18 protein-coding genes are annotated in these 22417 nt (G+C 36.3%); 4 read left to right on the top strand and 14 right to left on the bottom strand.

The annotated features are described in order from the left end of the window. Nucleotides 1-154: 154 nt before the first annotated feature. The 14 genes from HNQ80_RS19590 to HNQ80_RS19525 all read right to left on the bottom strand — a co-directional run bounded on the left by HNQ80_RS19590 (nt 155) and on the right by HNQ80_RS19525 (nt 18969). Nucleotides 155-415 carry an HPr family phosphocarrier protein gene (locus tag HNQ80_RS19590; protein WP_207727108.1) on the bottom strand — a complete coding sequence of 87 codons (261 nt, stop codon included), beginning with the start codon at nt 413-415 and terminating at the stop codon, nt 155-157. A gap of 107 nt (nt 416-522) precedes the next feature. Next, entirely contained in the window at nt 523-1836 is a 1314-nt protein-coding gene (locus HNQ80_RS19585) for a 6-phospho-beta-glucosidase (RefSeq protein ID WP_184312384.1), read from the bottom strand. A gap of 61 nt (nt 1837-1897) precedes the next feature. Then, nucleotides 1898-3334 (bottom strand): 6-phospho-beta-glucosidase, encoded by a 1437-nt coding sequence (ascB, locus tag HNQ80_RS19580; protein ID WP_334297395.1) that lies wholly within the window; start codon nt 3332-3334, stop codon nt 1898-1900. Nucleotides 3335-3401: 67 nt separating this feature from the next. Next, nucleotides 3402-3728: a PTS lactose/cellobiose transporter subunit IIA gene (locus tag HNQ80_RS19575; RefSeq protein ID WP_184312382.1), complete on the bottom strand. Its 327-nt coding sequence runs from the start codon at nt 3726-3728 to the stop codon at nt 3402-3404. A 95-nt stretch (nt 3729-3823) separates the two neighbouring features. After that, the gene (locus tag HNQ80_RS19570) at nt 3824-5182 is read right to left on the bottom strand and encodes a PTS sugar transporter subunit IIC (RefSeq protein ID WP_184312381.1); all 1359 of its coding nucleotides are present in this window, start codon (nt 5180-5182) and stop codon (nt 3824-3826) included. Between the two features lie 2 nt (nt 5183-5184). Beyond that, a complete protein-coding gene (locus HNQ80_RS19565; protein WP_184312380.1) occupies nt 5185-5505 on the bottom strand; it encodes a PTS sugar transporter subunit IIB in 321 nt (106 codons plus the stop codon). Between the two features lie 505 nt (nt 5506-6010). Next, nucleotides 6011-8779: a sigma 54-interacting transcriptional regulator gene (locus HNQ80_RS19560; protein WP_184312379.1), complete on the bottom strand. Its 2769-nt coding sequence runs from the start codon at nt 8777-8779 to the stop codon at nt 6011-6013. A 470-nt stretch (nt 8780-9249) separates the two neighbouring features. Then, a complete protein-coding gene (gene pfkA / locus HNQ80_RS19555) occupies nt 9250-10209 on the bottom strand; it encodes a 6-phosphofructokinase (RefSeq protein ID WP_184312378.1) in 960 nt (319 codons plus the stop codon). A gap of 90 nt (nt 10210-10299) precedes the next feature. Then, complete coding sequence (ptsP, locus tag HNQ80_RS19550) at nt 10300-12009, bottom strand: phosphoenolpyruvate--protein phosphotransferase (RefSeq protein WP_184312377.1); 1710 nt, start codon at nt 12007-12009, stop codon at nt 10300-10302. 16 nt (nt 12010-12025) lie between these two features. Continuing rightward, nucleotides 12026-12286, bottom strand: a complete 261-nt coding sequence (locus tag HNQ80_RS19545) for an HPr family phosphocarrier protein (RefSeq protein WP_184312376.1) — start codon at nt 12284-12286, stop codon at nt 12026-12028. 121 nt (nt 12287-12407) lie between these two features. Beyond that, nucleotides 12408-14420: a glucose-specific PTS transporter subunit IIBC gene (gene ptsG, locus HNQ80_RS19540; protein WP_184312375.1), complete on the bottom strand. Its 2013-nt coding sequence runs from the start codon at nt 14418-14420 to the stop codon at nt 12408-12410. 380 nt (nt 14421-14800) lie between these two features. Continuing rightward, nucleotides 14801-16783 carry a PTS transporter subunit IIABC gene (locus HNQ80_RS19535; RefSeq protein WP_184312374.1) on the bottom strand — a complete coding sequence of 661 codons (1983 nt, stop codon included), beginning with the start codon at nt 16781-16783 and terminating at the stop codon, nt 14801-14803. Nucleotides 16784-16895: 112 nt separating this feature from the next. Continuing rightward, nucleotides 16896-17732 carry a BglG family transcription antiterminator gene (locus tag HNQ80_RS19530; protein ID WP_330602965.1) on the bottom strand — a complete coding sequence of 279 codons (837 nt, stop codon included), beginning with the start codon at nt 17730-17732 and terminating at the stop codon, nt 16896-16898. Nucleotides 17733-18090: 358 nt separating this feature from the next. Continuing rightward, nucleotides 18091-18969: a glycoside hydrolase family 16 protein gene (locus HNQ80_RS19525; RefSeq protein ID WP_184312372.1), complete on the bottom strand. Its 879-nt coding sequence runs from the start codon at nt 18967-18969 to the stop codon at nt 18091-18093. Between the two features lie 156 nt (nt 18970-19125). Between HNQ80_RS19525 and HNQ80_RS19520 the strand changes: the two genes are divergently transcribed. The 4 genes from HNQ80_RS19520 to HNQ80_RS19505 are packed head-to-tail and all read left to right on the top strand — an operon-like array spanning nt 19126 to nt 22399. Beyond that, nucleotides 19126-19758 (top strand): PIG-L deacetylase family protein, encoded by a 633-nt coding sequence (locus HNQ80_RS19520; protein ID WP_184312371.1) that lies wholly within the window; start codon nt 19126-19128, stop codon nt 19756-19758. A 39-nt stretch (nt 19759-19797) separates the two neighbouring features. Continuing rightward, complete coding sequence (locus HNQ80_RS19515) at nt 19798-20931, top strand: glycosyltransferase (RefSeq protein ID WP_184312370.1); 1134 nt, start codon at nt 19798-19800, stop codon at nt 20929-20931. A gap of 21 nt (nt 20932-20952) precedes the next feature. Continuing rightward, nucleotides 20953-21564 carry an LbetaH domain-containing protein gene (locus HNQ80_RS19510; protein WP_184312369.1) on the top strand — a complete coding sequence of 204 codons (612 nt, stop codon included), beginning with the start codon at nt 20953-20955 and terminating at the stop codon, nt 21562-21564. A gap of 19 nt (nt 21565-21583) precedes the next feature. Then, a complete protein-coding gene (locus tag HNQ80_RS19505) occupies nt 21584-22399 on the top strand; it encodes a polysaccharide deacetylase family protein (protein ID WP_184312368.1) in 816 nt (271 codons plus the stop codon). Nucleotides 22400-22417 lie beyond the last annotated feature (18 nt).

Here is a 22417-nt window from a genome sequence, read left to right as displayed (position 1 = left end):
GCGTCAGTAAAAAATCTCCCTATTAATACGTATCTATTAAAGACGCAATCTAGAAAGATTTTATAAACCAAGCTTACTGTAATATATTAACAAGTTGTATATAATTTGTAAATACATCTATCTCATACGATATTTGCTGCAACGTAAAAGAATACTATTCTCCAAATTTTGATTCTACTAAAGCTACCAATGCTTCAACAGCTTCCTTCTCATCGGATCCTCTAGCAATTATTTTAATCACATCATCTTTCTGTAGGCTTGCACTTAAAATATTCATGATAGATTTTGCATTAAAAACATTGCCTTTAAACTCTATTGTGACTTCAGAAGAAAAGGGAGTTGCTGCTTTTACCAGTAAGGATGCAGGCCTTGCATGAATTCCTGTCTGATTTAGTATCTTAATTATTTTTTCCATCTTCATTTCCTCCTTTTCACATATACAATACGCTTTCCTAGAGCATTCATTTATTTTCTATTTTGAAATGCCTGCGATATCATACGCAGGCATTTCAATCTCATTTTTTATTTATATTGGGGCAGATATTCCTTATTTTCCTTAATAATATCATCCAATACTTTCTTCGCTTTTACAGAATCTCCAATTAACGGATTAATCGTAAGCGCTTTAAGTGCAGTTCCATAATCTCCAGTCACTGCCGCTTCAACAGTAAGCTCTTCAAAAACTTTCATGATCTGAATCAGACCCCTTATGCTGGATTCTAAATGTCCAACATTAATCGGGTGGGCACCGCTTTTATCAATAAGGCAATTGCATTCAATCGCTGCCTCATCAGAGAGATCGGATATCGTTCCGTTGTTCCTGACATTTACAGTCTGAATGTTCTTTCTATCATTATAGATGCCGTCAATAACATTTAAAGCCACATCACTGTAATGAGCGCCTCCTCTTTCGGAGAGCTGAGGAGGTTTGATATTTAAATCCGGATCCTTATATAACTCAAACAGCTGTTCTTCAAGTCTTTTGACGACCTCACCTCTGGTACCTTCATTCTCAGCTTCTTCTTCTGCATGCTTCAACATGATATCTTTAAGATAGTAATATCTATGATATGGGCATGGCAAAACTCCTAAAGCATCAACCAGCTCAAACGGCCATTCCAGACCTGGTATATTTCTCATTGTAAAGCTATCGGAACGCTTAAATAGTTCAAGGGTTTCTGTTGTTTTATCAATTCCTTTTACATATACTTTTCTTCCATATACGAAATGGTTCAGACCTGCAAATTCTATAAAAACATCTGCCAAATCAACCTTATGTGCCTCGGCAGTCAGCGCTTGAATTCCATATGGTACATTGCATACGCCTACTACCTTGATATTTGTATGCTTTAAAACTGCTTCTGTCACCATGCCGGATGGATTTGTAAAGTTAATCAACCATGCAGCAGGGCACAACGCCTCCATATCTTTGCAGATATCAAGAATGACTGGTATAGTTCTTTGTGCTTTTGCAAAACCACCTGCGCCATTTGTTTCCTGCCCAAGCAAACCATATCTTAAGGGAATTTTTTCATCTCTAATTCTTGCATCCAACAATCCGACTCTGAATTGTGTCGTTACAAAATCCGCATCTTTTAAAGCCGATCGCCTATCCAGTGTCAGGTGAATTTTTATATCTGCTCCCGCCTTTTCAACCATCCTCCTGGCTAGGTTGCCCACGATTTCTAGTTTTTCTTTACCTTCTTCTATATCTACAAGATATAGCTCTTCAATCGGTAGGCTCCCATCTAGTTTTCTTTTAATCATTCCTTCGACAATCTCTGGTGTATAACTGGACCCCCCACCAATCGTAACAATTTTTAACCCTTTTCCCATTACATTTCCTCCTCTATTCATATCACCTTTTCCAATACTTCACAAAGCTGATTCCTTTCTACTAATTTTCGAAAAGTAATTCTCCATTTGTTTCTATTACTTGCTTATACCAATTAAAGCTCTTCTTTTTCACTCTTCTCAGCGTCCCACGCCCTTCATTATCTTTGTCTACATAAATAAAACCATATCGTTTTTTCATCTCCCCTGTTGACACACTTACAAGGTCAATGGGCCCCCAGGTAGTGTACCCAATCAAATCGACGCCATCTTCAATAGCTTCTGCCACTTGAACAAGATGATCTCTCAAATAGTCAATTCTATAGTCATCATTGATGACCTCTCCTTCTTCAACGATATCCACTGCACCCAAACCATTTTCCACTATGAATAACGGTTTTTGATAACGGTCATAAAATTGATTTAAAATGTATCTTAAACCCTTTGGGTCTATCTGCCATCCCCAATCTGAAGCTTTCAAATATGGATTTTTAACACCTCCAAATATATTTCTTTTCACTTCTCCTGCTTTCTCTGGAGATGTACTTACCGCATGGCTCATATAATAACTAAATGCCACATAATCCACGGTATTTTGCTTTAGAATCTCTTCGTCTCCATCTTCCATTTCAATATTTACATTGTTTTCTCTAAAAAAACGCTTTATATAGTTTGGATAGTATCCTCTTGATTGAACATCCCCGAAAAATAGTGAAATTCTGTCTTTCTGCATTGCTTCAAATACATCTTCTGGATTGCAGGTATACGGATAGTTTGGTCCACCGGCCAACATACACCCAATTTTTGCGTCGGAGATTATTTCATGACATGCTTTAACAGCAAGCGCACTTCCTACAAACTGATGATGTATGGCTTGGTATATGACCTGATATTTGCTGTCGTCTTCTTTAAGGATAATACCTGCACCGATAAATGGAACATGAGCAGTAATATTGATTTCATTGAAGGTCATCCAATATTTAACCTTATCTTTGTATCTTTCAAAAAGAGATTTAGCATATCTCTCAAAGAAATATACTACCTTGCGATCTCTCCATCCGCCATACTTTTTAACCAATCCTAAAGGCATTTCATAATGGGAAATGGTGATTACTGGCTGAATGTCATATTTCAGTAATTCATCAAATAAATCATCATAGAATTTCAGCCCATTTTCATTGGGCATTTCTTCATCCCCATTGGGAAAAATTCTTGACCAAGCAACGGATGTTCGGAAGCATTTAAAGCCCATTTGCGCAAACAATGCTACATCTTCTTTATATCTGTGATAAAAATCAATGGCTTCATGGGATGGGTAGTATCCTTCTATCCTATTCATTAACGCATTCATTGCTGATGTATCCATGGAACGCTCCAATCGATCCGCGCCACATGGTAACACATCTGCTGTTGACAATCCCTTTCCGTCTTCTAAGTATGCGCCTTCAGCTTGGTTCGCTGCAATAGCGCCGCCCCACAAGAAATTTTGGGGGAATCTTATAGAATTTTCAACACCCATTTTACTCCTCCTTATTGATTGAAGATACCTACTTTCAAACATGCTTATCTTATTTACTCGTACTTATTTGATAGATTTGCTTCTGCATTTCTACCATTTGTTCAATCAAGTCCTTTGCCAGAATAGATGTCATCAAATGATCCTGGGCGTGTACCATTAAGAGACTAACCTGCACACTTTGCCCACTGGCTTCCTGTTGAATAAGGTTGGTTTGAACCTGATGGGCATCTACTAGTTCATTACCTGCTGCTTCAAGACACTCTGTTGCCTTATCAAAATCATTTTTTCTAGCATATTCAAGGGCTTCAAATACATGGCTTCTGGCTGAGCCTGAATTTGTTATCAATTGAAATATGATCCCTTCCATTTCGTTCATCGTCATGTACCTCCCGATTGTTGTTGATATTTTTAGGGTCCCTCTTGTGCTAGACAGGGACCCTTATTTATTTCAAAGTATTTTAAATACTTTCATTATTTAGCTTCTACTTCTGTCATTTCTTGTTCTATTAAATTCTTCTCATACATCTTGAAGAATGGGAAGTATATAACATAATCTATTGCAATAAGTGCAAATACAAGTAATACTGCCTTAAAATCCATTGTTGCTAGCCCAGCTCCGATAAATGGAGGTGTCGTCCACGGTGCTGCTGCGAAGGCTTTCCCAACTAACCCTATGGAAGTGACAATATATGCAATAATCAAGTTAGCGATAGGAGCCAGAATAAATGGAATACCCAGGATAGGATTCATTACAATAGGTGAACCGAAAGTCACTGGTTCATTAATATTAAATAAACCCGGTAAAAATGCAACCTCACCTACCATCTTCAATTGTTTGGATCTACTTCTTAACATCATTAGCACCAGTGCCATAGTTGCACCCGAACCAGCAAGGGTGATGTAGAAAGCCCAAAACGGCTCAGTAAAAATATTGGGCAGTGGTTGACCTGCAACTTTAGCAGAAGCATTTGCCATAATATTAGAAATATATATTGGATTTGTTACGGTTCCTACAAGTGCTGCCCCATGTATCCCAATAAACCACATGAGCTGGCAGAACAACACGACAAACAGCATACCCCATATGGTGTTTATTCCGCTTACTGCAGGAGATAGGACCGCCATGACAGTCTGAGGTAGATTCATACCCACTGTCGAATCGAGAATAAGGACAATAGTATAAAATATGGCCATATTTGCTGCCATGGGGATTAATGAATTGAAGGATCTCGCCACTGCCGGAGGAACTCCTTCAGGCATCTTAATCGTAAATCCTCTGCGCTCTAAGAACTTGGTAATTTCTACTGTAATTAATCCAACCAGCATAGCTGTAAAAAGACCTTTTGCATCAAAATAGGTTGTTGGAAGCACACTGATGGTCTGGTTTAAAGCATCGCCGCCTTTTTGTACATTCTCGATCAATACGGCTGTCTTTGAAGATCCAGCCACTAGCAGAAATACTACACAAGATGTGATGGCATTCGAGAATCCGTCAAGATCATAGGATTTTGCAAGGCTGTATGCAACACCAAAAGCACAAAAGATCGCCATTAATGCCATTGTCATGTTGAAAGGTGTCAATATAGCACCCATATGTGCTGAAGCCCAAGCTGCCCAAGCCAGCAATGGTTTTAGTAATGGATTATTTGGATTCGCCTTTGCTGGATCAATAGGGGGGAATGCCACAATCAAACAGAGGCCTCCTATAACAGTTAAAGGAATCGTAGACATGATTCCATCTCTAATTGCTGCTAAATGTTTTTGCTGACCAAGGGCTGCTCCAATAGGCATCAATTTTTCTTCAAGAAAACTCATAAATGAACCTCTCATTTTTATTCCTCCTTTTCATTTTTTTCATATAATTCCTTTGCAGCCTTAAGGATTTTATCTCCTCTGCAAAGGCCATAGTCTGTTGTGTTGATAACATCTACAGGTATGCCATACGCCTTAGCTATTTTCTCAAACTCGGACTTTTTAAATCTGACTTGTGGTCCAAGCATCACGACATCGAAGTCTTTCACAATTTCCTTAAATTTCTCTACAGGCTCAGCAATAATGACAAAATGCTCTTCACCAGGTCCAAGAGCCTTTTTCATTTTCTCGACTACTAAGCTTGTTGACATGCCTGCAGCACATACTAATAAAATCTTCATGTATGATTCCTCCTTTTCTAGATTTATAATAATTTCAATTATTTTATTAGCAATATCTATGCCAAGGACAATTAAGCTATCCTAAAGGAAAACGATTGGATGAAATATTAGGAATATGCTTATCTAGAAGTTAATTCTAACGTTGCTTTAGGGTAGGGGCACAAGATGGTATATACACATCGTTCAATAATCTATACACTTTAAAGTGTGAGTCCTTATAAATATATATATTATGACGACCCCGACAACCACTGAGAAAGTCCAGAGCTCTGTCATTCTGAATGAAACAAAGTGAAATGTCATCCACCCCTGCGAATAAAAATAGATTCTATTTTATATCTAGATGTTTCTAGATTAAAAGAAAAAGAGCTAAATCTTTTAGCTCTCATACACTGGGAAACACATTTTATTTGTATTCAGAAAATCTATACACATAGATCGTTATTATATACACATTATTTTGTTCGCTATACACTTTCATTCAATTCTGAAATTTCTTTAATTTTTATTCATTTTTTATAATCATCAATATAAAACATACTTCATCCTGAGAAATCTTGATTTTATAATAGTCTTCTATTTCTTTTAAATTATTCTTTATAAGTCCAAACGCTTCAGGATACTTATTTATGAAAAAATCCCTGCTTTCACATGGTGGTGTATTGCCATCCCGGACAATTCGCTCTAACGCACAGGACATATGGAGGATTAACCCAACTAATGTGTCCCTATCCAAAACACAGTTTAACTGTTTTTCAATATTGCTCCTGAAAGTTTTGAAAAGTCTTTTGAATGTTTCTACATCATAGCTCTTTATTTCTTTTTCGATCATATCAAAGATGCTATCATATAGCTCTTCATCATCCATCACTTGATCACAATGATCGCTACATCCGATTTTGCCTATTAACTCTCTTATTTTATTGTAGTTTTGATCCATAAATAATTCAGCAACGGATATATAAGGAATACCATATATATCTGGATTAATTGTTCCAACAATCGCTATTATTTTTTTATCCTTTGATAGTTTACTTATTTTCCTATACAGATTTTTCTTGTCGCTGATAGACATTGGAATAATCTGTACATTTGTATTTTCAATGTTTACATTTTCTTCGATCATGTTTTTCAATTTTACTGCGCTGCCTTCACCGGTGGTACACACTGTAATGATGATGTTATCCTTTTGAGGATTGAATCCCTGGAACATACTTGTTCCATAATTGATAATATATGGACTCCTATTTTTAATCACCTCATATATGACATCAATAGATCCTTCCGCTAGCGCCTTCCTTGCACACTCTAAAGCCATAGGTGTAGAAACTGAATCCACTACTCGTATTTCTATTCCAGTCTCTTCACTGATAATTTCTCCAAACATTCCAAGGGAGCCCATATCCACAAGGAGCATGATCCCAGCTCCTTTGTCATTCTCTTTGATCAAATCCCTCAGTTCTTCATATGCCGTACTTGTATTCTTATCCAAACTCATATCATATGCGAATGTATTGTCTCCACCTACTAATTTATTGACGACTTCTGCCATCGATGAAGCCGTAGCTTTTCCATGCATTGCGATGATCACCACAGGTTTTACGCCCTGCTTTTCCTCATCCATGTTGTCTTCACTCAGAAACATAGCCATAAAACCTACTTCATCCACGGGAATATGGATATTTTCTTTTTTTTCAATGATCCCAGAAAAGTGAAGTGCCACAGCATATTCATCAGGATATTTTTCAATAATTTCTGCCAGGTTGTAATTTATGATAGGTTTATTGCTTCTAATGCGTCGCAAACTAGCATTTATATGAAGGCATAATCCATAGAAAACCTTAGAAGAAAATATTTTTTTCAGTTTTTGTGATGCAAATTCTAAATATTGTTCTACTAAGGAAATGATTTTGTTATCAACAACCTTTGAGAGCTCTTCTTTATTAATATTTGTATTACATTTATGTATGTACTTTTTAAAATAATTCTCTATATCAAAGGTCATGATTAAATTTATATCCTTGTCCTCTATTCCTCTGGACTGAAGTTCTTGTATCCTTTTTTCTATATCTTCGTAAAAATTATTTGGAAGCATATAGTCTCCACTTTCGATGAAGGTTTCAATACCTTTTGCAGTAAATGTTAATATTGCGTCATCTTTAATGATTTCGTCCATCTGCTCTCTATATTTTTTATAATTAAGCATTCCCTTTCTTATATTTTCAGAAAAATCTACAGAATGAACCTTTATCTTTTTCTCCCCTTTAGAAATACATTTTAAGAAAGCATTTGCGCATCCTAGCTGTATATCACTCTTCAGCTGTCCTATATTTCCCGTACAAGTATACAAAAGTAGGCTTTTGATTACATCTGAAGTAACAACAATTTCCTTACCGATTTTTTTGGATTCCATTCTGAAGAAATCACGAATTAGCTCAAATCGCTCCTTCAAAGATCGGTCTCTTAATGATGGGATCATTATAGTCATGGGGATTCTTCTTGTAAAGGTTGATAAAAGTGCACTATCTTTATCTTCTGTCGTGGCACAAATAATTAGGACATCCACATTTTTCTTATTATCTATCTCTCCTAATGGTGTATACATCCCTTTATCTATCAGATAAAATAACATTTCTTGCCCTTCTGGCGGCAACCTATGCACTTCATCTAAAAATAAAATCCCCCCATTTGCTTTTTCAACGATGCCAGTCCGATCTTTATCCGCTCCTGTAAATGCACCCTTCTTCGAACCAAATAAATGAGATAATAATAACTGTGGATTGCAGCAGTAATCAGCACAATTAAACGATACAAATGGTGCCTCATAGCTGAATACACCATTCTCAATGGCAAATTTGTGCATCAATTCTGCGAACATGGTCTTCCCTACGCCGGTCGGCCCGAGAATCAAGGAATGTAGTCCATGAGGTGGATACAACATGGCCGCCTTTGCCTGCTGTATGCATTTTTTAAGACTTCCTTCATTTCCGGCTAGCATGTCAAAACTATATTTTTCAGATAGCAGTTTCTTTTCATGCTTTTTATCCATATCCACAAGATACAATACTGGTTTTCCTTTTATCTTCAATATTTTACCTTCCGTATAAAGCTTGTTCAAAATACTGCTTGCATTTGTTCGTTGTATCCCAAATTGTTCCGCTATATCACCTGTAGAACATCCAACAATTTTCCCTCTCTTGCTTTTTTGAGCCAAACATTCATTCATAATGCACTCTATCACTGCATCTTCAATTTTTTGGTTTTTAACTTTCATTTCGCCCCCTCCTTATTATGTATATACAGTGTTTGCTTTAAATAGAATGTTTGGCATACACATCATATACACTTTTGTTGGTTCAAGTATACACATACACATATTTTTTGTCAATCGCTTCCATATTGGGAAATTCACCCCAATGAACAAAGTTGCCTATCGGCAATTTGTTTTCGCTAGGAAACCCTAGGTTTCCTTCGACGGCTGCAAAGCAGCTTCCTGAGGACCTTCCTTAATACGGCAAAGGGGAAAATCCTCTCTGCACACCCCATATCTAGGAAATTGAAGACCATAATTTCCTAGATATCAATGAAAGGAATAAAGGAACTCTCTTATCTCCATATCAAGAATAAGATTCACCCACCTTATTCTAAAATCATAATAAACCTAAGACTGTATTTCTTTAATACAGCCTTAGGTTTAATTAGTGGATGTGATGGGAATCGAAACCCTTCTGCTAACAGCTTTCCTTAAATTGAAAGTATTTTTGCCAATCGATACATGTCTTCATCAAATCTCTTTTTCTTTGAAAGGGCTTCATGGATATCTATATCGATAATTTTGTTATTATGAATGCCTAGCGCTCTGCCTGATTTACCATCTAGCAATAGTTCAACAGCTCTTGCTCCCATTTTGCTTGCAAAGACTCTGTCAAAGGCCGTAGGATTTCCGCCTCTTTGAATGTGCCCCAATACAGTTACTTTTGTTTCTATACCCGTTTTACCTTCAATTTCTTTTCCTAGTTCAAAGGCATTTCCAATACCTTCAGCAAGCATAATAATGCTGTGTAATTTTCCTCTCGTTTTTCCTCTAATAAGCTTTTCGCACACATCGCCCGTCTCGAAGTCTACTTCTGGCACGATGATACTCTCTGCACCACCTGCCAAACCTGTATAAAGTGCTATATCCCCACAATGTCTTCCCATTACTTCAATGACGTTTGCTCGTCCATGGGATGTCGAAGTATCTCTCAACTTACTAATGGATTCTAGAACGGTGTTGATGGCGGTATCAAAGCCAATTGTATAATCTGTATACCCCAAATCATTATCGATTGTACCAGGTATCCCGATGGTTTGAATCCCTGATTGACTCAGTTTTTGCGCTCCCATAAAGGACCCGTCTCCGCCGATCACAACAAGTCCATCGATCCCGAAAACATTTAATACATTCAATGCTTTCTTTCGACCTTCTTCTGTTTTGAATTCTTCACATCGGGCTGTTTTTAAAATGGTTCCGCCTCTATGGATAATATCCGCAACGGAAGATAGATCCATTTCTTTAATTTTGCCATTGATTAATCCGTCATATCCTCTTTCTATTCCTATCACCTTAAGGTTATTATAAATACCTGCTCTTACTACAGCTCGAATGGCTGCATTCATACCTGGAGCATCTCCCCCGCTTGTTAGAACACCAATTGTTTTCAAATTCCCACGCCCCCTTAACTTCAACGTCCTGCTATCTCTACCAACAGAATCAAAAAATTTATATTTTCGCTGCTATGGCCTGTTTCCATATTATGCTTGATTGAATTTTTCCATGTACGCCTCTATTTCATTTACTGTGCCCATGGACAATACTTCCTCCGCAAGCTTCTTCGCAGCATCATAAGTTAGTGTTTGAATCAGTTTCCTTGTAGGTAAAATAGATGTTGGACTCATACTGAATTCGTCAAGCCCCATTCCCAGCAGAATTGGGATCATCTTCTTATCCCCGGCCATTTCACCGCACATACCTACCCATATTCCTTCCTTGTGACCGTTATTAATAACTGTTTTTATCAATCTTAGCACGCCTGGATTGAAGGGTTGGTAAAGATGATTAATTTTTTCATTCATTCTGTCTACTGCACAAGTATACTGGATCAAATCATTGGTTCCTATGCTAAAAAAGTCTACATGCTTTGCAAAAATATCACTCATGATTGCAGCAGAAGGAATTTCAATCATCATTCCTATTTCAATATTGCTAGCATAGATTATACCCTCTTGATCCATTTCTTCCTTTACCCTATTCAATGCGCTCTTTGCTTCCAAAAGTTCTTCCAAACTCGAAATCATCGGAAACATGATCTTTAGATTTCCATGTACACTCGCTCTTAATAAGGCTCTCAACTGTGTTTTGAAAATTTCTTGTTCATTTAGGCACAAACGAATCGCCCGATATCCTAAGAATGGGTTCATCTCTTCATCAATCTTAAGATAAGAAAGTTTCTTGTCGCCTCCGATATCTAAGGTTCTTATCACCACAGGTTTTGGATTCAATGCTTCCAACACCTCTTTGTATGCACCGAATTGTTCTTCTTCACTAGGAAGCGCATCTTTGTTCATATAGATAAATTCTGTTCTAAATAAACCTACACCCTCTGCATCATTCTTTTGTAGACCGCCAATATCCTGAGGTGTACCTATATTCCCTGCAAGTTCCACCTTTCTGCCGTCTGTTGTCATGCTCTCTTTCCCTTTTACTGCATCTAAAGCCGCTCTCTCTTTTTCAAAGGCTAATTTCAATTCTTTGTATCGTCTGACTTCTTCTTCCGATGGATTGACCATGATCTCTCCTGTTTCTCCATTGAGGATGACAAAATCTTGGGATACTAACTTTTCTGTAATGTCCTTCAAACCAACTACTGCTGGTATTTCAAGGGTCCTGGCCATAATAGCCGTATGGGATGTTCTCCCTCCAACATTCGTAAGAAAACCTAATACTTTTTCCTTATTCATGGTGGCCGTATCTGAAGGGGTTAAATCGTGGGCAATCAAGATTACATCCTCTTCAAGCATTGACAGGTCAATCATTTTCTGTCCTGTAATATTCCTCAGAACCCGGTCAGATACATCTCTAATATCCGCTGCTCTCTCTTTCATATAGGCATTGTCCATCGCCTCAAAAATAGTGATGAACTCCTCAGCAATTTGTTTCAACGCATAGGCAGCATTCAGTTTTTCTGATTCAATCTTACTAATAATATTTCCGATGAACTCAGGATCTTCCAAGATCATTTTATGAGCATCAAAAATGGATGCTTTCTCCTCACCTATTTCGTGAACTACTTTGTTTCTGATCTTCGTTATTTCTAATTTTGAAACTTCCAAAGCTTCGAGTAGTTTTTCCTTCTCTGCTTCTACATTTATCATTGTTTCCTTTTCTATTCTCAAAGGTTCGTCCTTTATAATCAATGCTTTTCCTAAGGCAATACCCGGAGAAGCTCCTGTTCCCATGATCATATTTGAAACCTCCTTATTATTCGCCAAATTTTGAGTTAATAAGGTCTGCTAATGCTTCGACTGCTTCCTTCTCATCTGAACCTTTTGCAACAATTTTAATCTCGTCTCCTTTTTGCAGACCAGCACTTAAAATACTCATGATAGATTTTGCAATAAAGACATTATCCTTGAATTCTATTGTGATTTCTGAAGAAAAAGGAGTCGCTGCTTTTACCAATAAGGATGCAGGTCTTGCATGCAATCCTGTTTCGTTCAATATTTTTACAATTTTTTCCATGTTCATTTCCTCCTCAATTGTTTTAAAGTTTTTAGGAATGAAGCCTCTGCCCGAGGATGAATAACTTAGCCAGATATGCATCCATCGAACAGAAGCCTGATTTTTATTTTATAATCGATGACTATTTAATTGTTACCCTATCTCTTTCACCTGATTTTACCTGACTCCCCATCTCAAAGGACACACTTTGACCTTCTGATAGGTTTGTAAAAATGATCGGTGTAATGATGGAAGTTGCTTGTTCTTTTACTGTGTTTAAATCTACACGTAAAATAGGCTGTCCCACTTTTACGCTGTCTCCTTGCTTTACAAGGGCTTCAAATCCCTTTCCTTTTAAATTAACGGTATCAATTCCAAAGTGGATTAAGATCTCAAGACCATTCTCAGCTACAATACCTACAGCATGTTTTGTTGGGAATAAAGTAGTCACCTTCCCGTTCACAGGTGAAACTACTTCACCATTTATTGGATCAATTGCAAAACCGTCTCCCATCATTTTCTTTGAAAAGACCTGGTCTGGCACTTCCTCTAGCTGTAATATCTTTCCACTCACAGGAATCACCACATCATCTTTTCCTGTAATTTCATTGATTTTTTGCGATGCTATCATTTCTGACGGTACATTACCATCCATTATTTCTTTGATCTGTGTCTTTAATTGATCTGACTTTGGTCCGAAGATAGCTTGTACATTGTCGCCAACTTCAAGCACCCCAGAAGCACCTAGATTCTTAAGTCGTCCTTTATCTACTTTTTTAACATCTTTCACGCTTATACGAAGGCGAGTAATGCATGCATCCAGATTTCGAATATTTGCTTTTCCTCCCAACGCTTCTAAAACGCCTATTGCCAGTTCTCCTGCTATTACACCACCATTATTCACTTCTGTTTCACTATCGTCACGTCCAGGTGTTTTAATATTCCATTTTCTAATGGCAAAGCGGAATCCAAAATAATAAATCGCGGAGAATAGTAATCCTACTGGAATAACCAACCACCAAGCTGTTCGGTTTGGCAATACTCCGAACAGTAAATAGTCAATCACACCGCCAGAGAATGTCATACCAATCTTTACATTTAAAATATGCATGGTCATAAATGATAATCCTGCAAACACCGCATGCACTGCAAATAGTGCTGGTGCCACGAACAAGAAAGTAAATTCTATCGGTTCTGTAATCCCTGTCAAGAATGATGTCAATGCCGCAGACATCATAATCCCTGCAACGTACTTTTTCTTATCTTCATGGGCTTCATGATACATAGCCAAGGCGGCTGCCGGTAAACCAAACATCATAAATGGGAATTTACCAGTCATAAAAGTACCCGCAGTAAATGGAACATTATCCTTTAACTGAGCAAAGAAAATACTTTGATCCCCACGAACTAATTCTCCTGCTTTATTTACATATTCACCAAATTCATACCAGAACGGATTATAGAAGATATGGTGTAATCCAAATGGAATTAATGAACGTTCGATGACTCCAAATATAAATGCTGCTAAAGTTTTATTTGCATCAATCATTCCATAGGAAAATGCGTTTAAACCACTTTGAATCGGGGGCCAAACAAAAGTCATGGCAATCCCTAATCCAAGAGAAGAAACAGCCGTAATAATTGGAACAAAGCGCTTGCCTGCAAAGAATCCTAGATATGGCGGAAGCTCAATGTTATAGTACTTCTTATATAGAGATGCAGCCAGTACCCCTATGATAATACCACCAAACACGCCCGTTTGAAGTGTTGGAATGCCTAATGCACTGGTATAAGCCGGACTCGTACCCAATAAATCTGGCGTAACGTTGGCAATGATACCCATTGTTACGTTCATTACCAAGTACCCTACAATGGCAGCCAATCCTGCTACCCCTTCTCCTCCAGCCAATCCTACAGCTACACCCACAGCAAACAATAAGGGAAGATTTGCGAAGACAATACCACCGGATTGTTCCATCACTCTTGCAACCAATTGGATCCAAGCTGCACCTAATGATGGTATTTTTTCCAACAGTGCTGGATTCTGGAACGCGTTACCAAAGGCCAGCAGTAGTCCAGCAGCTGGCAATATGGCTACCGGTAACATGAGGGCTTTACCAACTTGTTGTAAAACTCCAAATGCTTTTTTAAACATATTGATCTCTCCTTTTCTTGTACGATACTACGAAAAAAGGCATGAGCAAAGACGGTTGAAATAGAGATATACTATCTCAACACATCTTTCACTCATGCCTGATCGTATCAGTAACACGTAGTATCATTTTTTAGTAATTTAAAATTATATTAACATAAAACGTTTTCACATTCAACATTTTTCTTCTTTTTTCTACATGCAATATGAATATACGACTAAGAAACCTACTTTTTTAGAACGAATACCCTTTCGTTCTGTAGAAAATTCAGCCCAATGGGCGGACAGAGTCGTCCACCCCTACACAAATATACTTTATGTGATAAGCGTAGGCTTATGGCTTACTGCTCTAGTAATCGCTTAAGAAAATTCTTTGAGTATATTTATAAATGTATCTTTAGCAATTCATCTTTTGTTTTGATCTTTCCTTCTTTTAATACTTGTATTCCATTAAAATCATCATTATTTATGATAATAATGGGTGTTATGATAGACTTTGCTTTTTTTTGAATGCATGTGGGATCAAAGGTCATTAAATGATCACCTATTCTTACTTTGTCTCCTTGGGATACAGATACTTGAAATCCCTCTCCATTCATTTTTACTGTATCAATCCCGATATGAATTAATATCTCTACACCTTCTTCCGATAGTATTCCTATTGCATGATTTGTCCGAAACAATTGAATAACCTCGCCATTCACAGGAGAGCAGACAACATGATCAGAAGGATAGATCGCAATCCCGTCCCCAATGATTTTTTCTGCAAATAAATCATCTGGCACTTCTTCAAGTTGCATAATTTCACCTGAAATTGGCGCATAAATCAGAACATGCTGCTGTTCTCTTTTTTCTCCCTTAAGTCTATTTACTTCAACATCCATATCAGAGCTTTCTTCAACTTGATCATATCTGTGCTTTCCTATTATACTTTTTATTTGATCTCTGAGCATATCTGCTTCTGTTCCAAATATTGCTTGAAAGTTACCACTTCCTGCATGAAATATGCCTGCTGCACCAAGCTGTCTCAATCTATTCTGATCCACCTTGTCAAAATCTTGGACTGCAAGTCTTAATCTCGTGATGCACGCATCAATATGTTGAATATTTTCTACATCACCCAATGCTTTTAATACTTCAACGGCTTTTTCTGAAGCAGGCGTCATAAAAATCTCTTGCTGCTCTTCGCCCTCTCTCCCGAGGGTTTTAATGTTCAAAGCTCCTATCAACCAATAGAATACCGTAAAGTAAAGAATCCCTATAATAGGTCCAATCACTAAGAATAAGTAAATACTGTTTTCTTGATTATAAAATCCCACAATATAATCGATCAAAGATGCTGAAAATGTGTACCCTAATCGTACATTGAAATAATTAGTCAATACACCCGATAGAAAGGCAGCCCCTACATGAAATACATACAGCATTGGGCCTACAAAAATAAATGTAAATTCTATGGGCTCAGTAATTCCAGTAATCATCGAAGTCAGGGCTGCTGAAAGCATGATTCCAGAGATAACTCTTCTTTTATTTTTGTCTGCCCGAAGAACCATAGCAAGGGCAGCAGCAGGTAATCCGAACAACATAATTGGAAACTCCGAGGCCATAAATTTGCCTGCTGCAGGGTCTCCGGCAAAATATCTTGGACTCTCCCCGTGCAGTATTTGACCAGTATTCGTAATGAATTCACCAAATTCAAATAGAAAGGGAGGGTAGTAAACGTGATGTAATCCAACAGGAATCAGCAGTCTTTTCCCAGCTGCATAAAATGCAGGTCCCAGTGAAGAACTGGTTATGTAGATACCAAATTCCCTTATCCGTTCTTGTATTGGAGGCCATATAAATCCAAAGCATAGACCCATACCAATCGCTGCCACGGCGGTAATGATTGGCACCAATCTTTTGCCTGAGAAAAATCCAAATATAGGATGAAATTTTGTTTCAGAGTATTTATTATAAATCCTCGCAGTTACTAGGCCTATCATAATTCCGCCAAAAACACCTGTATTCATTTCAAATCCTAATTGTCGGATTTCCCCTAAAACGCTGATTACATTCAATATGGTAAAATATCCGACTACAGATGACAATGCAGCCACACCTGCGCCACTTGTAAATCCAATGGCAACCCCTACCGCAAATACGACTGGCAGTTGTTCAAAGATGGCCATCCCACCGCTGTACAGAATTTGACCAAATCCAAAAAACAACTTGCTCTGCGTTCCTGCGGCTACTTGAGATATATTTTGTATCATCCTCCCCAATGCCACGAGCAATCCAGCAGCAGGCAGAACAGATACAGGAATCATTAAGGACTGGCCTATTTTTTGAAGGATCGAAAAATAATGGCCTCTCCCTTTTTTCATACGGTGTCCTCCTCATTCGTTTATAAAAAAGACACAAATTAACAGCTTAAACGAAATCCAAAGGTTCGTTTCATCTTAAGCAATTAGTTCATGCCCAATTCATAACAATATATTAGCGCTTATAACTATTTAATCTGTGCAAATGGAGAGCAATATAGCCCACTTCACTTTCCGGAACACGAAGCTTCAATGTTTTTTCCAATATTTTTGATATGTCATAAGCCACCTTGAATTCATATCTAAGATCATCTTTCAGCTTTGACACGAAGTTTTTTTCTATACATTGATTCTTTTTTACTCTACTCATAACACCTATTAAATGCATCATCAATCGTTGACAGTCAAAAGGATACTTGTCCATATCAATCTCTAATTTTTTTCCTACATGACTTAAAATCTGATTCATCATTTTTGAATGCTTCAAAGCTTCTTCTTTGTCATTGTTTCCTCTTCCACCATAAAGATGTAAAGCCAAAAAACCAATCTCAGCTTCTGGAATATTCATCTCCAAATTCTCTTTTAATATTGATACAGCTTTTTCAGCAAGTTCATATTCAACAGGATACAATAGCTTTGTCTCAAATAGAAAAGGATTCACGATTTCAATACCTTCCATCAACCTTTTGATCGCTAAGTTTACGTGATCAATCAATCCAGCGTGAATCTTAGGATTTAGGTTTTCATCTAACTCACAAGCTACCATTTCTATAATTTTCTTGCATAATTCTATAATCTTTGGATCTACTGTTTCCAAGAAATGTTCATACTCAAAATCCGCTAATCCTTCTAATGATATAAACTTCTCTTCAATTTCGTTTAGATCTTCAAGAAATGCTCCCCTCTTTTTCCCAAAACCTATTCCTTTTCCAACAAGTACATAACTTTTTTGATTTTTTTCAACGAGTACTACATTGTTACTTAATATTTTCTTGATCATATACTGCTCCACGATAAACCTCCAAGCACCAGCATTTTTTTGTTGGAAAATTTTATTTAACATTATGAAAATTGTATTACATTCCTATATATCTGTCAATGCAGCAGTAATTGATAATTACTTCTTTTGAATCGACTCTTTGATAGACTTTCCTTTCATTCATTTTCTTATTCCACCACCAGAACTTTCTCCTTCAACTCACGATTCGTTCTTTAACGGCTGCTTTATTCTCTAGGTTACCAGAGAACTCTTCCGTAAATTAATATTAAAGAGTTACTATTGCATAAGTATATTGCTTACATTAAATAGAACTTTTAGAATCAAATTGACATATTGCTTATAAATACTTATAATCCATTAAAATACATATCTATTTTCTATAGTATCTTACATAGTCAATTTCCATCTGTGCAGGAAATATTGCTTCACTTAAATCATTACCCGGCCAGTCACCGCCAATAGCAATATTTAAAATTAAGTAAAATCTTTTACTAAAGGGATGATAATCCTCATTAAATACTTTATCTATTTCGAGTATATAATAATCTTTGCCGTCTATAAACCACTTCAGTTCCCTTTTGTTCCATTCTAAAGAATAGATGTGAAAGTCTTCTGAAAAATCAATGTTATTATCCTCGCACTTTCCCCATGATTTGTATTTTTCATTTATAGAATAGTGAGCAACAGCATAGATAACTTTAGGATTATCCCCTAACATTTCCATAATGTCAATCTCCCCATTTTTTCTCCTATCTTGATAATTATCTTCACTAGGTAATAGCCAAAAAGCTGGCAATAGACCCTTACCTTTTGGTAGTCTTGCTTTAATATCTATTCTTCCATATAGAAAGTCAACTTTTCCCTTTGTCATAATTCTTGCCGATGTAAATTGATTATTCTCAAAGTGCTCGTTCATTGCTCGTATTATTAATTTTCCATTTTCAACATAACAATTTTCTCTTCTGTCTGTATAGTATTGTAATTCATTATTACCCCAACCATTTCCTCCCCTCTGAAAAGACCAATACTCTTTGTTTAATTTAGCTCCATTAAATTCGTCATACCAAACAAGTTTCCAGCCATTATTCAAGTTAGTAGTAATTTTATTATTTTCTGAGCTACCTTCATCCATATTTATCGGTGTGTCTTTATTCGTGTCTGAATCGGTATTAAATATTGTAAAAACCATATAGTAGGTTAAAAGAATGAAAAATACAATAAATACACACAAAACTATACATTTTCTCATCAATAAGCTCCCCTTATTATGTTTACTCTTTACTTAATATATTTTATTAAACCTAGTAAAATCACTAGTTCTATTTTATATACGGTTAAATATATTTTGTAAAAAGGAATTGTTATTTACTAAATGTCCTAACTTTGATATAGGGGGATTGAAAGTGTGAACAAAAAGAAAGTTCTATTTATAGGCGCCCACCCAGATGATATCGATTTAGGTTGTGCAATTATTTTGCACGATCATTATTTAAAAAATGATGAAATACAATCAATCATATTGACGAACGGTGAAAAAGGAGGCGTTTCCACAAATCGAGCCCAGGAACAGAATAATTCATTTAAGATTTTAGCGCCAAATTTGAAATGTATATTTCTAGACTTTCCAGATACACAGCTTTTTTCTCATATGCATGAAATTATAAGCAGAGTTCGAGAAATTATCATAGATGATATCCCAGATGTTGTTTATATTCCTTCAGATCATGATTTCCATCAAGATCATGTTGTTACACACGAGTGTGCATTAGCAGTTTTCAATAATGTCAGTGTTAGCAAGATTATTTGTTATGAAACCCCTTCCACCATGCCCAAATTCTCTCCTAATTTCTTTAAACTTTGTGATCTAGAAAAATTCAAAATAAAAATTGATGCCTTAAAATGCCATGAATCTCAGAGAAACAAATCATATTTCGCAGAGGAAACAGTCTACTCTATCGCAAAAATGAGGGCTGTTCAAGGCAGATACCATAGCGGCGTTGCGGAAGCATTTGAAATCGTGAGACTAACTGAGTTCTAATTAGAACAAATACAATTGCACATCAAAAGGAGGCTTATGATGTTTTTTCATAGCATGTTATCAAGCCCTCGGTTTCTAATTTTTGTCATATTTATCGTTGCATTTATTATCTGGCTCTTGGTGAAAAAAGGAGAAAAAGAATGTTCCGATCGTTACAATTCCGTTGATGCCGTTGTCCCTGCATACAATGAAGAGGTTACAATAGGTAAAACAGTCAATGATTTATTGGAGAATAAGTTCATTCGGAGAGTAATTGTTGTTGATGATGGCTCCACAGACCAGACTGTTCGAATAATTCAACAGCTACAACAAATATATGCGAATCGCATTAGCTTAATTTCTCAACTCAACACGGGTAAGGCAGGAGCACTTAATAAAGGTATTCATTATGTTGAAACTGAAATGGTTTTTCTAACAGATGCTGATATAAGAATACCAAATAATGATGGTTTAGGTTATTTAATAAAGGCTATTGAAAATGGTGCAGATGCTGTAGCAGGAATACCAGGGTCTGATTTAAACAATATAAGTTTTTCTGGAAAAGTACGAGCTTCTATTAAGATTTTCTTTGCCACTTTCAGAAAATGCGGCGGCGAAATCATTGGAGGACATCCATTTTGCGTTTCGGGTAGCGTAGGTATGTATAGAGTGGATGTATTAAGAAAAGTTATGTTTCCTGATAGAACATGCGTCGAAGATTTGGATTTAACATGGGAGCTTATTGCTAGAGGATATAAAATCGCTCAATCAGCAAAAGCCATCGTTTATAGCCAAGAAGCTGCTTGTTTTGCTGATGACATTAAAAGATGGAAAAGATGGATTAGCGGGTATGCAGTCTGTATGAGAATTCATAAGGGTTTATTATTAAGCAGGTTTGGATTAACTGTCATTTTACCTAACTTTTTAATAGGGTTATTTGGAGCTGTATTCATGGTTATTCCATTTATTATTGATTTCAAAAGTGCTTTCATTGGGTTAATTATTTGGTTGATTACACTGATCTTTGCATCTAGTTATTCAGCTAGTAAACAAGGTAAAAAGTGGTGGCTAATATTCTATTCTCCTTTCTCTATTCTTATTATCCTTTTGATTTTCTACTGTTGGATTATTTGGGGAATACCAAGTCTTGTAACAGGAAACGAAAAAAAATGGACTAAAGTAAAAAGGTATTAAATTATGCTTAGGAGGTGAATTATGATATATCGCTGGTGGAAAGATTTAAAAGATCAGTTAGCAAATATCTCTAAACCTTGTTTGTATTCAAAGGATACGGATGCTCATACACAATGTTTTCAAGATTTTCAAGGTACATTGTCAGTTGGTAAAGATAGCTATATATCTAAAGATACTCATCTTAGTGGTAATATTGTCATCGGAAATCATTGCATGATAGGTAAAGGAGTTATCATAAGAGGGAATGTGGTCATTTATGATCATGTGCGAATTGGTTATGGCGTAGAAATAAAAGATTCAATTATAAAAGAAAATACTACAATTGGCCCCTTATGTTATATAGGTGATTCATTGGTTGAGAAGAATGTATATTTAGGTGCGTTGGTCAGAACATCCAACCATAGACTTGATAGAGCTAATATAAACTCATGGAATGGAGAATTTTATGAAAACACAGATTTAGAAAAGTTAGGTGCATGGATAAAAGAAAATACAAATTTAGGTGTAGGCGTTGTCATACTGCCTGGAAGAATCGTACCAGAAAGTAGTAGTTTTACCCCAAATACTGTAATTACAAAAAACTATCCTCCAGGAATTTATAAAATGATTCAAAACATTATAAAAATCGACTGATTTAATAATAGGAGGAAAAATGAGTAGATTATTGAAATTAACTACAGCATATATACTCTATTTTACAATTATTATTGTATTCGTATTTTCGGTACTACATTTCAATAATAAATTACCTAATAAAAACAATAATTTATCCAAAGATACCAGACTCTCAGATACTGAAAATTTAATTATTCCGTCAAACATTAATGACAAATATATCATATTAACATTTGATGACGGCTGGAGTTCACAATATGAGGCCTTTAAAATGATCAAACCTATTAAAGGCACGCTGTATATTTGTTCATCTTTTATCGGTCAAGAGAATAGATTAACTTTAGACAATTTAACTGAAATGTACAATAATGGTTGGGATATATCGAATCATACGGTACACCATGCAAACTTAACAAAAGTAAGCTTAGAAAAAGCATATGATGAAATTTATGGATGTTCTGCCTGGATAAAAGGTCATGGATTTACACGGGATAATGCTTATAAGCATTTTGCTTATCCTGAAGGAGGTTATGATGAGAGTATATTAAAAATACTTAAGGATCAAGACTTTTTGACAGCAAGAACTACAAATCCAGGAAATGACACAACTAATCCTTTGCAATTAGGGAGAACATCTTTACATGGCATGACAAAAAAAAATATAAGAGATAATATACTTTCTGATAGAAAATTAATAATTCTTAGTTTCCATAGAATTATTCCAGATGATTCAACAGATATTAAAGATATTGATCTAAAAGAGTCATATTTTAAAGAAGTAATGAGTGCCATTCATGAAAGCGGAAGACAAGTAATAACTATTAGCGAATGGTATAAACTGAATGGACAATAAATCAAGTAAAATGCTGCT

The sequence above is a fragment of the Anaerosolibacter carboniphilus genome (assembly GCF_014205875.1).
GTDB classification, from domain to species: Bacteria; Bacillota; Clostridia; order Peptostreptococcales; family Thermotaleaceae; genus Anaerosolibacter; species Anaerosolibacter carboniphilus.
The sequence above is the reverse complement of the archived record's forward strand: the minus strand, read 5'-3'. Positions and strand labels throughout refer to the sequence as shown.